Annotated in this window: 14 protein-coding genes and 2 tRNA genes; 5 read left to right on the forward strand and 11 right to left on the reverse strand. The window is 52.0% G+C overall.

Features of this window, described 5'->3' with window-relative positions:
- Window positions 1-3: 3 nt before the first annotated feature.
- The 9 genes from moaC to ELY38_RS12500 form a co-directional block, all read right to left on the reverse strand.
- Complete coding sequence (gene moaC, locus ELY38_RS12460) at window positions 4-804, reverse strand: cyclic pyranopterin monophosphate synthase MoaC (protein ID WP_127062611.1); 801 nt, start codon at window positions 802-804, stop codon at window positions 4-6.
- A gap of 15 nt (window positions 805-819) precedes the next feature.
- Window positions 820-1,401: a molybdopterin-guanine dinucleotide biosynthesis protein B gene (mobB, locus tag ELY38_RS12465; protein ID WP_127062612.1), complete on the reverse strand. Its 582-nt coding sequence runs from the start codon at window positions 1,399-1,401 to the stop codon at window positions 820-822.
- Window positions 1,402-1,430: 29 nt separating this feature from the next.
- Window positions 1,431-2,663, reverse strand: a complete 1,233-nt coding sequence (locus tag ELY38_RS12470; RefSeq protein WP_127062858.1) for a uracil-xanthine permease family protein — start codon at window positions 2,661-2,663, stop codon at window positions 1,431-1,433.
- Between the two features lie 91 nt (window positions 2,664-2,754).
- Complete coding sequence (upp, locus tag ELY38_RS12475) at window positions 2,755-3,384, reverse strand: uracil phosphoribosyltransferase (protein WP_127062613.1); 630 nt, start codon at window positions 3,382-3,384, stop codon at window positions 2,755-2,757.
- Window positions 3,385-3,483: 99 nt separating this feature from the next.
- Window positions 3,484-4,167 carry a uracil-DNA glycosylase gene (ung, locus tag ELY38_RS12480; RefSeq protein WP_185858981.1) on the reverse strand — a complete coding sequence of 228 codons (684 nt, stop codon included), beginning with the start codon at window positions 4,165-4,167 and terminating at the stop codon, window positions 3,484-3,486.
- A complete protein-coding gene (gene gpt, locus ELY38_RS12485; RefSeq protein ID WP_126949868.1) occupies window positions 4,160-4,648 on the reverse strand; it encodes a xanthine phosphoribosyltransferase in 489 nt (162 codons plus the stop codon). Before gpt ends, ung begins: the two co-directional genes overlap by 8 nt.
- 8 nt (window positions 4,649-4,656) lie before the next feature.
- The gene (locus ELY38_RS12490) at window positions 4,657-5,202 is read right to left on the reverse strand and encodes an adenine phosphoribosyltransferase (RefSeq protein WP_127062614.1); all 546 of its coding nucleotides are present in this window, start codon (window positions 5,200-5,202) and stop codon (window positions 4,657-4,659) included.
- A 38-nt stretch (window positions 5,203-5,240) separates the two neighbouring features.
- Window positions 5,241-6,539, reverse strand: coding sequence for an NCS2 family permease (locus tag ELY38_RS12495; protein ID WP_127062615.1), 1,299 nt, complete (start codon window positions 6,537-6,539; stop codon window positions 5,241-5,243).
- Between the two features lie 197 nt (window positions 6,540-6,736).
- Window positions 6,737-7,363, reverse strand: coding sequence for a riboflavin synthase subunit alpha (locus tag ELY38_RS12500; protein WP_127062616.1), 627 nt, complete (start codon window positions 7,361-7,363; stop codon window positions 6,737-6,739).
- A 483-nt stretch (window positions 7,364-7,846) separates the two neighbouring features.
- Here ELY38_RS12500 and ELY38_RS12505 point away from each other — a divergent pair, with 483 nt between their 5' ends.
- The 4 genes from ELY38_RS12505 to ELY38_RS12520 all read left to right on the forward strand — a co-directional run bounded on the left by ELY38_RS12505 (window position 7,847) and on the right by ELY38_RS12520 (window position 10,955).
- Entirely contained in the window at window positions 7,847-8,890 is a 1,044-nt protein-coding gene (locus tag ELY38_RS12505) for a methionine ABC transporter ATP-binding protein (protein ID WP_127062617.1), read from the forward strand.
- On the forward strand, window positions 8,871-9,524 hold the full coding sequence (locus ELY38_RS12510) for a methionine ABC transporter permease (protein ID WP_127062618.1): 654 nt from the start codon (window positions 8,871-8,873) through the stop codon (window positions 9,522-9,524). Before ELY38_RS12505 ends, ELY38_RS12510 begins: the two co-directional genes overlap by 20 nt.
- A 104-nt stretch (window positions 9,525-9,628) precedes the next feature.
- Window positions 9,629-10,420 carry a MetQ/NlpA family ABC transporter substrate-binding protein gene (locus tag ELY38_RS12515; RefSeq protein ID WP_127062619.1) on the forward strand — a complete coding sequence of 264 codons (792 nt, stop codon included), beginning with the start codon at window positions 9,629-9,631 and terminating at the stop codon, window positions 10,418-10,420.
- 73 nt (window positions 10,421-10,493) lie between these two features.
- Window positions 10,494-10,955 carry a GAF domain-containing protein gene (locus ELY38_RS12520; protein WP_127062620.1) on the forward strand — a complete coding sequence of 154 codons (462 nt, stop codon included), beginning with the start codon at window positions 10,494-10,496 and terminating at the stop codon, window positions 10,953-10,955.
- A 592-nt stretch (window positions 10,956-11,547) separates the two neighbouring features.
- Here ELY38_RS12520 and ELY38_RS12525 read toward each other — a convergent pair.
- Window positions 11,548-11,624: transfer RNA gene (locus tag ELY38_RS12525), tRNA-Val, on the reverse strand.
- Window positions 11,625-11,642: 18 nt separating this feature from the next.
- Window positions 11,643-11,719: transfer RNA gene (locus ELY38_RS12530), tRNA-Val, on the reverse strand.
- A 176-nt stretch (window positions 11,720-11,895) separates the two neighbouring features.
- Between ELY38_RS12530 and ELY38_RS12535 the strand changes: the two genes are divergently transcribed.
- Complete coding sequence (locus ELY38_RS12535; protein WP_127062621.1) at window positions 11,896-12,969, forward strand: endonuclease/exonuclease/phosphatase family protein; 1,074 nt, start codon at window positions 11,896-11,898, stop codon at window positions 12,967-12,969.
- Window positions 12,970-12,986 lie beyond the last annotated feature (17 nt).

The following is a 12,986-nucleotide window of genomic DNA, read 5'->3' on the forward strand; positions in this document are numbered from 1 at the left end:
GGTTCAGCCTCCTGTCACGGGCGGGAAAAAGGCCACTTCGTCTTCATCGGTAATACGTGCGGTATCATTGGCCATTACCTGATTGATCGCACAAAGCGTTCGTTGATCAGAAAGTACGCTAAAACGCCGGTCTTTCTGGCTTAACGCCGCCTTTAAACCGGCAATATCCCGGCTGGGTACCTGCTCCAGATCCAGCACGGTGTCGCTTGTCCCAACCCGCTCACGCAACTCCGCTAGAAACTTGACTCGAACGCAAGGTGACGCGCAGCGCTCACCCAGCGTCACTTCCCCCGTAGCGCCTTCACCTGTCACAATTGGCACGGCCCTTGATGGCTCACGTTGATAATCGCCTCGCATGCCGCCCTGCTTACTCTCAAGCTGAATCGCTTCAATTCGCATATCCTTATCAACGGCTTTACACATATCGTAAAGTGTCAGGCACGCAACGGAGACCGCCGTCAGTGCTTCCATTTCAACACCAGTACGCCCGTTTAGACGACATAGAGCTGTCACCTTGACGCAGCCCGCCTCATGATCAATATCAAATTCAACCGACACCTTAGAAAGCGCCAGCGCATGACACAGTGGGATCAGCTCGTGGGTGCGCTTGGCAGCCTGAATACCCGCGATACGCGCTGTGGCAATCACATCGCCCTTGGGCAGCTTGCCATCGCTTAGCAGCTTGAGCGTTTCAGGCTGCATCATAATACGCCCTGAGGCGACGGCTTCACGGCGGGTTTCCTGTTTATTGCCAACATCGACCATATTAGCTTCACCACGCGTATTGAGGTGGGTTAGCTGCATGTTGTCACTTTTCATTTAAACCACGCTATTAGGTTGAGTGCCTACCCACGAAATCACCCAGCGAGCAATCGCTTCAATATCGTTAAGGTCGAGCCTTTCCACATGAGGAGCAAGTACTATGGGGGAATCACTTTCAAGGGCAGCCGCCTGCAGCATCGTATCCTCAAGCAGAGAAGCGTCCCCCACGTCTTCACGATACAAGGCAAGTTTGGGAATAGGCCATGCCTTAAAGCCTTCCACAATAACCAGGTCGGGCTGATGATAGTGCATCATGGCCAGTAACGCGTTTAAATCAGGCTCTGACTGGCCGGGTGTTTCCTGCATCAGGGCAAAGCGCTTGCCTGAGGCCACCAACATAGGGGAAGCACCTGCACTGCGCAGCTCATAGCTGTCTTTACCGGGCTGATCCACATCAAACTCATGATGGGCGTGCTTGATAACACCAACATTCAACCCCGCCTGGCGCAAGCGTGGCAGCAGCTGGGTTAAAAGCGTTGTTTTCCCCGTACCGCTCCAGGCAGCAATACCCAGTACGGGAAACGCGGTAGCTGTCTCGCTCACAATAAAACGCTCCTTCTGGCTATCATTCGCATTCATTAATTGCGATGGCAATAGGGTAATTATTTTTACTCGCCCTCTTTTTCAAGCGGTAACAGCCAGTTTAAAACAATACCTACCAATGCCGCCAAACTCACTCCCTGCAGGGTAAACTGACCGCCGCCAAACTGCATCCCACCGATCCCGAAAACCAGGATCAGCGATACCACGACCAGGTTACGTGGTGCTGTGAGCGATTGACCAGCACGCACCAACGTATTCATGCCCACCACGGCAATGGAGCCAAACAGCAACGTCATGATGCCGCCCATGACGGGGCCTGGAATGGTTTGCAGCAGCGCACCGAGCTTGGCTACAAACGCCAACACGATGGCGATAACGGCCGCAACGATCATATAGGTGGGATTGAAGGCTCGGGTAAGCGTTACCGCGCCGGTCACTTCGGAGTAGGTGGTATTGGGTGGCCCACCAAATAGTGCAGCGGTTGTGGTCGCCAGGCCATCGCCTAGCAGCGTACGATGTAGGCCAGGTTTTTCCAGATAGTTCTTACGCGTTACCGAACCAATCGCCACCATATCGCCAATATGTTCAACGGCTGGCGCGATCGCGACGGGAATCATGAACAGGATGGCTGCCCAGTGAAAACTTGGCGCGGTAAAGCTGGGCAGTGCAAGCCAAGCGGCTTCATGCACCGGGGTAAAGTCGACCACCCCCATGATCAAGGCAAGCGCATATCCGGTAACAATACCACCCATAATTGGAATCAGGCGCAGCAAGCCACGGCCAAAAACAGCCAACACCAAAGTCACCAGAAGGCTGGCCATGGACAGGAATATCGCCTGGCCATAACCGATAGTATCACTGGTTTCACCGGTTGCCATGCTGACCGCGACAGGCGCCAACGCCAAGCCAATCACCATGATCACAGGCCCAACCACAACTGCGGGCAACAGGCGGTTAAGCCAGCCGGTACCACGCACGCGCACCGCCTGTGAAATGGCGACATAGACAAGGCCCGAAGCCATCAAGCCGCCCATCGTGGCCGGCACGCCAAAGCTTGCAATGGAACCCTGAATGGGCGCAATAAAGGCAAAAGATGAAGCCAGAAATACCGGCACTGTCTTTCGGGTAACCGCATGAAACACCAGCGTACCTGCACCGGCCGTAAACAGCGCAACGCTTGGGTCAAGCCCCGTGAGCAGCGGCACTAACACTAGCGCACCAAACGCCACAAACAGCATTTGCGCCCCGGTCAGCAGCACCTTTGACCAGGACTCGGACCGACTGGCAGCATCATTCATCATATAACTCCTAAAGGGTTGTTATTCGTATAGAGAAGGCAAAAAAATGCCCCCAACGCCGAAGCGTAAGGGGCAATATCAGATGAGGTGCCTAGCGGGTCCCGAATATCTTGTCACCGGCGTCACCAAGGCCCGGCACGATGTACCCATTCTCATCGAGACGATCATCGATCGAGGCGGTATAGATCTCGACATCCGGATAGGCATCCTGCACCCGTTTAATACCTTCGGGTGCAGCTACCAGAACAATCACTTTCATGGACTCGCAACCACGCTCACGCAGCATATCAAGCGTTGCCACCATCGAGCCGCCGGTGGCCAGCATCGGATCAATCACGATCGCCATGCGCTCTTCGATATCATTGGCGAATTTCGAAAAATAAGGCACCGGCTGAAACGTCTCTTCATCGCGGTAAAGGCCAACGACGCTGACCCGCGCACTGGGAATCAAATCCGTCACGCCTTCCAGCATGCCTAAACCAGCCCGCAGAATAGGCACGACCGTTACCTTTTTACCTTTCAAACGACGCGTAGCAATCGGCTCGCCATTCCAGCCTTGAATCTCGTGATCTTCAAGCTCCAGACCCTTGGTGGCTTCGTAGGTCAGAAGTTTGGCCACTTCACCCGCCAGTTCGCGAAAGCTCTTGGTGCTTAAATCAGCTTCGCGCATTAGTCCCAGCTTATGTTGAACAAGCGGATGGTTAATGGCGTAGACACTCATGGGGCTTCCTCACTGCAGGGGATATCAGGATGGCAATGCTTGCTGCCATTTTCAGGCATACAAAATTGCGCGCCATTCTACCTGTATCTGACCATCAGGTTAAGCGCTTTCCGGCAGCTGCCACTCAATAGGCGTGCGTCCCTGCTCTTTCAGGAACTGATTCGCCTGGGAAAACTGATGATTACCGAAAAAACCGCGATGCGCTGACAGCGGCGAAGGATGAGGAGACTCCAGGACTAGGTGGCGCTGCTGATCAATCAACGCCTTTTTCTGGCGTGCATGGCTCCCCCATAACAGGAACACGCAGGGCGGCGCATGCTGGCTAACCGTTTCGATGGCTTTGTCAGTGAACTGCTCCCAGCCTTTCCCCCTATGTGAGGCAGCATTGCCTTCCTCGACGGTCAATGCGGTATTCAATAACAGCACACCCTGCTCTGCCCAACTTACTAGGCTTCCGTGCTGTACTGGCTTAAAACCTACGTCGCTTTCCAACTCTTTATATATGTTGGCAAGCGACGGGGGAACTTTCACCCCCGCCTGAACGGAAAAGCTTAACCCATGGGCCTGATTGGAGCCGTGGTAGGGATCCTGCCCCAAGATAACGACTTTCACTTCCCTCAGCGGTGTCAGCTCAAAGGCACGAAACCAGTTGCAAGAATGAGGATAAATGATTTTTTTGGCCGCTTTCTCCTCGGCCAAGAATTGTTTTAGCGACTTCATGTAGTCGGCGTCAAACTCATTCCCGAGCCATTGGCTCCAGTCGTTAGTCAGTGGATTAGTCATAATTCCTTTTAACTTGGTCGACAAGTGGCTCAACATACGCAATACCCATATCCCATGGGAATTGGATCCAGCACTGCTGAGCCACTTCAGTGAGATATTGGTCCACTAGAGGACGCCCTTCTGGCTTAGCATAAATAGTCACAAAATGGGCTTTTGGCAACATTTCGCGCACGGCGCGTGCGGTCTTGCCAGTATCCACTAGATCATCAACCAGCAGCCAACCTTCCCCATCATGCTCAACACCCTTCATGATATTCAGGCCGCCTTGATCCATGTGATCGTAGCTTTTAATGCACACGGTATCGATCAAGCGGATATTAAGCTCGCGAGCAATCAGAGCTGCCGGAATCAAACCACCGCGGGTAATCGCTACAATGCCTTTAAAATCACGCTCAATCATTTGGTGACAGAGCTGACGCACATCACGATGTAGCTGATCCCAGGAAATCGTGAAATGTTGGTGATAGCGTTCGCTGCTCATAAGAGGCATTACTCGTCTTCGTTAAAAGAACATACCGCGAATACGCTAAAGCCAGCATCGCGAATTTTTTGAGAACCGCCCAGCTCGGGCAAATCGATGATAGTGGCGGTTTCTACCACCTGCCCACCACAGCGCTGGATAAGGTTAGCTGCTGCTAGCATGGTGCCGCCTGTGGCAATCAGGTCATCCATCAACAGAATCCGGTCGCCCTCTTGAAAAGCATCAGCATGAAGCTCGACTTCAGAGTGGCCGTACTCAAGCTTATAGGTTTCGCTGATGGTTTTAAAAGGCAGCTTGCCCTTTTTGCGAACGGGTACAAAGCTGCAGCCCAGCTCATAGGCAAGCGGTGCGCCAATAATAAAGCCTCTAGCATCAACCGCCGCGATGGCATCCAGGTTCATTTCCTGATAGCGGTGCACGAAGCTGTCAATCAGCTTTCGAAAGGCGGCACTATTTTGTAATAACGGAGTGATATCTCTAAAGTTCACTCCCTGCTCGGGCCAATCAGGAACGGTGCGAATAACCGACTTGATGTAGTCGCCGTAGATGCTCATCGCGTCTCTCATAGATTAATAATAAATAGCCTGGGCGCTTAACCCAGGAATAGGAACTTTGCTGCAAACAACAGTGCCAGAATCACCACCGCCGGGTTTAGATCACCAAACCGGCCAGACAGCGCCTTGATACCCACAAAGCTGATAAACCCTAAGGCAATACCGTCAGCAATTGAGAATGTAAGGGGCATGGCCAATGCTGCGATTAAAACCGGCGCGGCGTCGGTCGGGTCTTCCCAATTGGCATGAGCCAGGCTACCCGCCATTAGAACCGCCACGTATAAAAGCGCGCCAGCCGTGGCATAAGCAGGTATCGAGCCTGCAAGGGGGGCAAAGAAAAGGCTGATCAGAAACAGAACGCCGACGACAACGGCTGTCAGTCCCGTACGTCCGCCAGACGCGATGCCCGCCGTTGATTCAATATAGCTAGTTGTCGTTGAGGTACCCAGCGCCGCACCTGCCATTGAAGCGGTACTGTCTGCCATCATGGCGCGCCCGATACGCGGCAGCTTGCCATCTTTATCAAGCAGCTTGCCGCGATGGGCAACGCCCACCAGGGTGCCTGACGTATCGAACAGATCAACAAACAGAAAAGCGAAGATGACGCTTAACATGGCCACATCCAGTGCGCCCATCAAATCCATGGCCATAAAGGTAGGCGCAACCGAAGGTGGCATGGACATGATACCGCTGTACTGATTGTGACCCAACAGCATGGCCATGACAGTGATGCCCAAGATACCGATCAGTACAGCCCCTTTGACCCGCAGGTAGGCAAGCGCGGTAATCACGAAAAAGCCCAACAGTGCATAAAGAGGCGCAGGCTCGGAAAGATCTCCCATGGAAACAAAGGTGGCCGGGTTAGCCACCACTATCCCTGAGTTCTTGAGGGCAATCATGGCGAGAAACAGCCCGATACCCGCAGCGATACCGAGGCGCAATGACATCGGAATCGAATTGATGATCCACTCACGAATCTTGAAAATACTCAGCAGGAAAAACGTCAGGCCCGAGAAGAAAACCGCCCCGAGTGCGGCTTCCCAGGTGTACCCCATACCCAGCACCACGCCATAGGTGAAGAAGGCGTTAAGCCCCATCCCCGGCGCCTGCGCGATAGGATAATTCGCCCATAGCCCCATCACGAAACAGCCGATCGCAGCCGCGACGCACGTCGCCACAAAAACGGCGCCGTAGTCCATTCCCGCTTCCGACAGAATGCTGGGGTTCACGAAAATGATGTAGGCCATGGTCAGGAATGTCGTGATCCCGGCGACGACCTCCGTCTTCACATTCGTGTTCAGCTCGGTCAGATTGAAATAGTTGTCCAGAAATTTCATGAATGTTTTTATCCTTCGCGCAAACGCAGAATGCGTCCCTTGGAGCGAGAAAAGCCGCACATATTACCGAAAGGCACTGCGTGATGCGAGCACCTAGCGCGCAGCCGGTTCAGGCGGTATTGCTACCGCCGGTATTTAAGCTAGCAATCTTTAGGCCATGACCCGACCCATCGGCCAGCACACAGGCAGCCGCCTATTTATAAACGCTTGGCCAATACCCGCTCGACCGTTTCAACAATTACCTGGGTCTGCGGATCAATCTCGATATTGACGTCATCGCCAGGTGCACGCTCGCTTAAAAGGGTGCGAGACAGCGTCTCTGGAATCAAGTTAACGCTAAATTCAATGTCGCTATCATCTTCAGCGCGGCGCACATCGCCGACGGTCAGGCTGATACCATCAACACCGATATACCCTTTTTCAAAAACAAAGCGACCAATGGTGGCAGGTAAGGAAAACCACAGCCTGCGATTATTAGGCGCTTCTTCGATAGCAACCACCTTGGCCATACAGATGATGTGCCCAGACATCGAATGCCCACCAATTTCATCACCAAACCGAGCAGCTCGCTCTATATTGACGCGTGCCCCCGGCGTAATTGCACCAAGATTAGTTAACCGCAGCGTTTCACGCATCAAATCGAAGCTGACGTTATCTCCGTCAATAGTCGTCACGGTCAAGCAGACACCGTTATGAGCGACAGAAGCTCCTATATCCAGCCCCTCGCGCATGGCAGGTGGCAATGCCACCACATGGGTCCGAAACTCTTCAAGCTCATGAACCTCAACGACTTTAGCAGTACCCTGCACGATCCCGGTAAACATAATACCTCCCCTGATACGCTGGTCTAAAAGGCGCCTATTCAAACACGAATTATTAAAGGCGCAAGTTTACGCTTATACCTTGTGTGTTGCGCCCTTCAGATATGTCTTTCTATATGCCGTTCAAATTAGCAGCAGCTTAGCCGCCTTCGCCTGACAGGAAGCCGACTGATAAGACCGTTCTGAATACCCAAGCCAGAGGCGCAAACCAGCCGCTTACTGCTTCTTTAATTCAATTGACTGCAGGCGTAAACTCGCCGGTTTCAATTGACAAGAATAAGGCTGCTCTTTAGACTTTTGGCCCATGTAATGACGCCGATTTGTACCCAGATTGCGGGCGTCCACCAAATCAATGATTTGGTGAAGTGCAGCTAAAAGGGTGTGTCCAGCGTTGATGGCCACCCGTAAGGGTGGCCTTTTTTTATTCTTCACCCTTATGCCTGCTCCCTCGCACTCCGTCTTAGGCCTCCTATTAAGGCAGACGCCATGATTGAACTTAGTAACGTCAGCAAAACCTATGGAAGCGGCGAAAGCGCCGTTCATGCCCTTAAGGATATTAATTTACATGTGCCCAAAGGCACTATTCACGGTGTTATCGGGCTATCGGGCGCTGGCAAATCAACACTGATTCGCTGTGTAAACCTGCTTGAGCGCCCCACCCAGGGCAGCGTAACGGTAGATGGTCAGGAAATGATGCGCTTGAATCGTAGCGCCCTGAACCAGGCTCGCCACCGCATTGGCATGATCTTTCAGCACTTTAACCTACTTACTACGCGTAATGTGTTTGACAACGTCGCTCTCCCGCTTGAATTAATGGGTGAAAAGCGCAGTGCCATTCAAAACCGCGTTTTACCCCTGCTTGAGATGGTTGGCCTGGCCGATAAAGCAAAGCAGTATCCCGCCCAGCTTTCAGGGGGACAAAAGCAGCGTGTTGCCATCGCCCGTGCGCTTGCCAGCAAACCCAACGTTTTATTATGCGATGAAGCGACCTCCGCGCTTGATCCACAAACTACGGGCTCGATCCTTGAATTGCTGCGCGATATCAACCGTCAGTTGGGCATCACCATTTTATTGATTACCCATGAGATGGAAGTGGTCAAGTCCATCTGCCACCGGGTAAGCCTGATTTCCAATGGCAAGCTGGTGGAAGATGCCGAAGTGGGCGAATTTTTCACTGCCCCTACCACAACACTTGGACGTGAATTTCTGAATGACTTCCTGCAGCTCACGCCCCCTAAAGAGCTAATCGAGCGGTTGAGCGATACATCGGGCGAGGATACGCACCCGGTGGTGCGCTTGACGTTTTCAGGTGATGCCGTCTCAACACCGCTTATTTCCCGTTTGGCGCGAGAGTGCAATGTAGACGTCAGCATTTTGCAAGCCAAGGTGGAATCCATTCAGGATCGCACCCTGGGGCTAATGATTGCCGAATTGCTGGGCTCTGAGACCCAGACCCAGGAAGCCATGGCTTATCTTCAATCACATCAGCTAAACGTAGAGGTACTTGGCCATGTCCAGCGCACTGTTTAACCTTATTTTACAGGCTACGCTGGATACGCTTTATATGGTGGCGATTTCTGGTGTGATCTCGACCCTATTGGGACTTCCGCTTGGCGTGATGTTATACGCAACGCGCCCGCGCCAGATCCTGGCGCAGCCAGTGCTTAATCGGGCCCTAGGGGTTATTACCAATGTGGGTCGCTCGATTCCTTTTATCATCCTGATGGTGGCGATCATTCCGTTCACCCGCATGCTGGTCGGCACCTCAATTGGGATCAACGCCGCCTCTGTTCCTCTTACCATTGCGGCCATTCCCTTTGTGGCGCGTTTAATAGAGGGTGCGCTCAATGAAGTATCGCCTGGCCTGATTGAATCCGCCCAGTCAATGGGTGCGACGCCCTGGCAAATTATCTGCAAAGTCCTTATTCCCGAAGCAAGAGGCGGAATCATTACAGGCCTGACCATTACGCTGGTAACACTTGTTAGCTATTCCGCCATGGCGGGCGCTGTGGGTGGCGGCGGCCTGGGCGACCTGGGTATCCGCTATGGGTATAATCGTTTCAACCCGACTATTATGCTGATTACTGTCGTCATTCTCGTAGTAATGGTGCAAGGCTTTCAAAGCTTCGGCGACTACCTGGTTCGCAAGAGTGACCGCAAATAGGGATAGCAAGAGCCCATGCTTTTTTATAACAAAAATGCATTAGACTTATATTTCTTATTCCATCATTATTAAGTCATAGTGGTATAACGCAATAGGAGATTTCCATGCAAAAACTTATTATCGGTAGCCTTACCGCTTTGGCACTGGCAGTTAACGTTGCAAATGCAGAAGCTCGCACACTGAAAATGGGTACCGTTGCAGGTCCTGAAACCGAGGTAATGGAAGTAGCTGCACGCATTGCCAAGGAAGAGTACGGCCTCGACGTAGAAATCATTGAATTTACCGATTATGTAACGCCTAACGCAGCCCTGGCCGACGGCAGCCTAGACGCCAATGCATACCAGCACGCGCCCTACCTGAACGCCATGGTCAATGATCGCGGTTACGATCTTGCCGTAGCAGGCTATACCTTTGTTTATCCGATCGGCGCCTACTCAGAGAAATTTGACAGCATTGAAGACCTACCGGACGGCGCCCAAATCGCTCTACCTAACGACCCTTCCAATGAAGGACGCGCGCTAATTCTAATGCACAATCATGGCTTGATTACGCTCAACGATCCTGAAAATCTTGAAGCAACGCCGATTGATATTGCTGAAAACCCCCACAACTTCCGCTTCCGCGAAATCGAGGCTGCCCAGCTGCCCCGCGTACTGCCTGATGTAGACATGGCTTTTATCAACAATACGTTTGCACAGCCTGCTGGCCTGGAGCTTGACGATGCACTCATCAAGGAAGGTCCGGAATCGCCCTACGTGAACCTGATTGCCGTACGCGGCGGCGACGAGGACCGTGAGGATATTCGCCAGCTGGTTGATGCATACCAACGTGACGAAGTGGCGGCTAAAGCCGAAGAGCTGTTCAAGGGCGCCGCCGTTCCCGGCTGGACTGAATAGGCTATTTAAAATCAGCAGCGCCTTATCAGGCCAGCCTTAGCGCTGGCCTGATGTGTTCAAGAAAGAGATTACCATGCCATCTATTGATTACACGCTATTGAACCGTCAGCTGGAAGCATTACTGGATACCCGTGACTGGCTTACCAATAGCGCTCAAACTTGTGCTTTCATCCAGCAGGAGATTGCCGATTTGAACTGGGTAGGATTTTATCTTCAACGCCAGCCAGAAATGCTCGGACTGGGGCCTTTTCAAGGCAAGCCCGCCTGCCACCCCATTCCGTTTAGCAAAGGCGTCTGTGGCGCAGCAGCGCGTCAGCAACGCACTCAGCGAGTCGATGATGTACACGCAGTAGCGGACCATATCGCCTGTGATGCTGAATCACGCTCAGAACTGGTCATACCCATCATTATTGATGGCTACCTATGGGGGGTTCTGGACTTAGATAGCCCCCTGCCAGCACGCTTTACGCTAAATGACCAGGTAGGAATCGAAGCCTTGGTTGCTACCTTTCAACGCCAGACGGATCTTCATTGAGGCTTTCAAGCATTTAGTGATAAGTGTGAAGATGGATGGTGCAAAAGGCTCGAAAAATAACATCGCTCATGGATAGCTCAGACCCGCGTCGCGCTTTGCACAATGTTTGGTTAAGTATTTTCTCGGCCTTTTGACGACTCAGCCCTAACTCCCGAGCTGTTTTGAAATAGTCCTCAAGCTCGGCGCTTTCGATATCACTGCTAACGGGCCGCACGCCAGTCTGCATACCTACTTGACCACCCAGGGAAGTAAACCAGCGGGGTATTACGTTAAAATACATATTTTCATCCTTGAAGTATGCTTTTCAGCAGGGTAGCTAAACACTCCATAAAATCCAGCATGATAGCTAACACAAATTCTTGTTCGTATGTTATACACGTTATGTTAAGGAATTATTGACGGGGGAATACTGTTAAAAAACGCCCTGGGCAAGCAGTCGGATGCCATATGACATGCCCCTATAGAACTTCTCGTCACTGAGGTGTTTTTCATTATTCTGCCACTAGAAACTGAATACGATTGATAACGTAAGTCGAGCAGGCTTATCGGCAAATAACTAAAAAAGCCCAGTGCTTAAGCACTGGGCTGAACTTGGTAGGACCAGGCGGATTTGAACCGCCGACCTCCACGATGTCAACGTGGCGCTCTAACCAACTGAGCTATGGTCCTGAAAAAGGATTGCGATAATGGTAGGACCAGGCGGATTTGAACCGCCGACCTCCACGATGTCAACGTGGCGCTCTAACCAACTGAGCTATGGTCCTGTCTTGCAACGGATGCGTATTCTACTTAATTATCACTACATTGCAAGCAACTTTTTTCTTTCGCAATAACAGATTTACGTTCTATATGTCGATAAAATCGCTACTAACAGAAAGTGTTTTAACTTTTTAAACTTAGAAAACAATTTTGAAATTCTTTTGATATAGGGAGATAGAGAGTGCTTCCCCCCCTGATTGCGTCTCTGGCGTTGATACTCCTTGCAGCAACACTGGTGGCGCGCATCCCCTTACGCTGGTGGTGGATCCGCTGCTTTGAATTTCCCCGGGTGCAAATGGCTATTCTTGCGCTTATTTGCGGGCTGGCAGGCCTTGTATTGCTTGACGCTGGCATCTGGCGTTCCATTACTTGGGTTTCGGCGCTGATTACTGTCGGCCTTCAATGCCGTTACATTCTGCCTTGGACACGTTTATGGCGCGTACAGGTAAACAAAACGGAAAAAGATGCACCTAAAGATCAGTACATAACGCTATTGATTGCTAACGTTTTAATGCCCAACCGCCAAGCGGATGGGTTAATCAACATGATCAATCAGCACCAACCGGATATCGTCTTAACCCTAGAATCGGATCAGTGGTGGCAAGACCAGCTCGATCCTCATCTCGATGAAACCTGGTGTTACAGCACAAAAGTGCCATTAGACAATCTTTACGGTATGCACCTCTATTCGCGCTTACCGTTGGAAAACACCTCGGTCAAATGGCTGATTCAAGATGATATACCCTCCATTCATACCCAGGTGACGCTTGAAAGCGGCGATCACATTCGCCTTTATGCCGTTCACCCTCGCCCACCTGCTCCAGCAGAAAGTGAGAAATCGCTATGGCGTGATGCCGAACTTCTGTGGGTCGGGCAGGAAGTACACGAGAAACCTCAGCCGACACTGGTTGCAGGCGATCTTAACGATGTAGCCTGGTCGACTACTACACGGTTATTCTGCAGGGTTAGTGGCATGCTGGACCCTCGGCGTGGTCGGGGCATGTTTAGCACCTTTCACGCCAAGAACCCCCTACTGCGCTGGCCGCTGGACCACATCTTCGTTACCCATCACTTTACGCTAAGTAATATGCAGCGGCTTGAGGCCTTTGGCTCTGACCACTTTCCCATCCTGGCCACTTTCTGCTATCGACCCGATCGCCAGGATGAGCAGGCAACCCCTGAGGCGAGCAGCGAAGAGCATGAAGAGGCCAGGGAAACCATTCAAGAAGGCAAAACCGAAAAGCAGGAAACCTGAGCTCCCTGCTTTTCCGC

Source organism: Vreelandella nanhaiensis (genome assembly GCF_003990185.1).
Classification (GTDB): Bacteria; Pseudomonadota; Gammaproteobacteria; order Pseudomonadales; family Halomonadaceae; genus Vreelandella; species Vreelandella nanhaiensis.

Bases quoted from the DNA above. Each gene is read 5' to 3' on its own strand.
- moaC (WP_127062611.1), bottom strand. From the start codon at position 804: ATGCAGCTAACCCACCTCAATACGCGTGGTGAAGCTAATATGGTCGAT.
- mobB (WP_127062612.1), bottom strand. From the start codon at position 1,401: ATGAATGCGAATGATAGCCAGAAGGAGCGTTTTATTGTGAGCGAGACA.
- ELY38_RS12470 (WP_127062858.1), bottom strand. From the start codon at position 2,663: ATGAATGATGCTGCCAGTCGGTCCGAGTCCTGGTCAAAGGTGCTGCTG.
- upp (WP_127062613.1), bottom strand. From the start codon at position 3,384: ATGAGTGTCTACGCCATTAACCATCCGCTTGTTCAACATAAGCTGGGA.
- ung (WP_185858981.1), bottom strand. From the start codon at position 4,167: ATGACTAATCCACTGACTAACGACTGGAGCCAATGGCTCGGGAATGAG.
- gpt (WP_126949868.1), bottom strand. From the start codon at position 4,648: ATGAGCAGCGAACGCTATCACCAACATTTCACGATTTCCTGGGATCAG.
- ELY38_RS12490 (WP_127062614.1), bottom strand. From the start codon at position 5,202: ATGAGCATCTACGGCGACTACATCAAGTCGGTTATTCGCACCGTTCCT.
- ELY38_RS12495 (WP_127062615.1), bottom strand. From the start codon at position 6,539: ATGAAATTTCTGGACAACTATTTCAATCTGACCGAGCTGAACACGAAT.
- ELY38_RS12500 (WP_127062616.1), bottom strand. From the start codon at position 7,363: ATGTTTACCGGGATCGTGCAGGGTACTGCTAAAGTCGTTGAGGTTCAT.
- ELY38_RS12505 (WP_127062617.1), top strand. From the start codon at position 7,847: ATGATTGAACTTAGTAACGTCAGCAAAACCTATGGAAGCGGCGAAAGC.
- ELY38_RS12510 (WP_127062618.1), top strand. From the start codon at position 8,871: ATGTCCAGCGCACTGTTTAACCTTATTTTACAGGCTACGCTGGATACG.
- ELY38_RS12515 (WP_127062619.1), top strand. From the start codon at position 9,629: ATGCAAAAACTTATTATCGGTAGCCTTACCGCTTTGGCACTGGCAGTT.
- ELY38_RS12520 (WP_127062620.1), top strand. From the start codon at position 10,494: ATGCCATCTATTGATTACACGCTATTGAACCGTCAGCTGGAAGCATTA.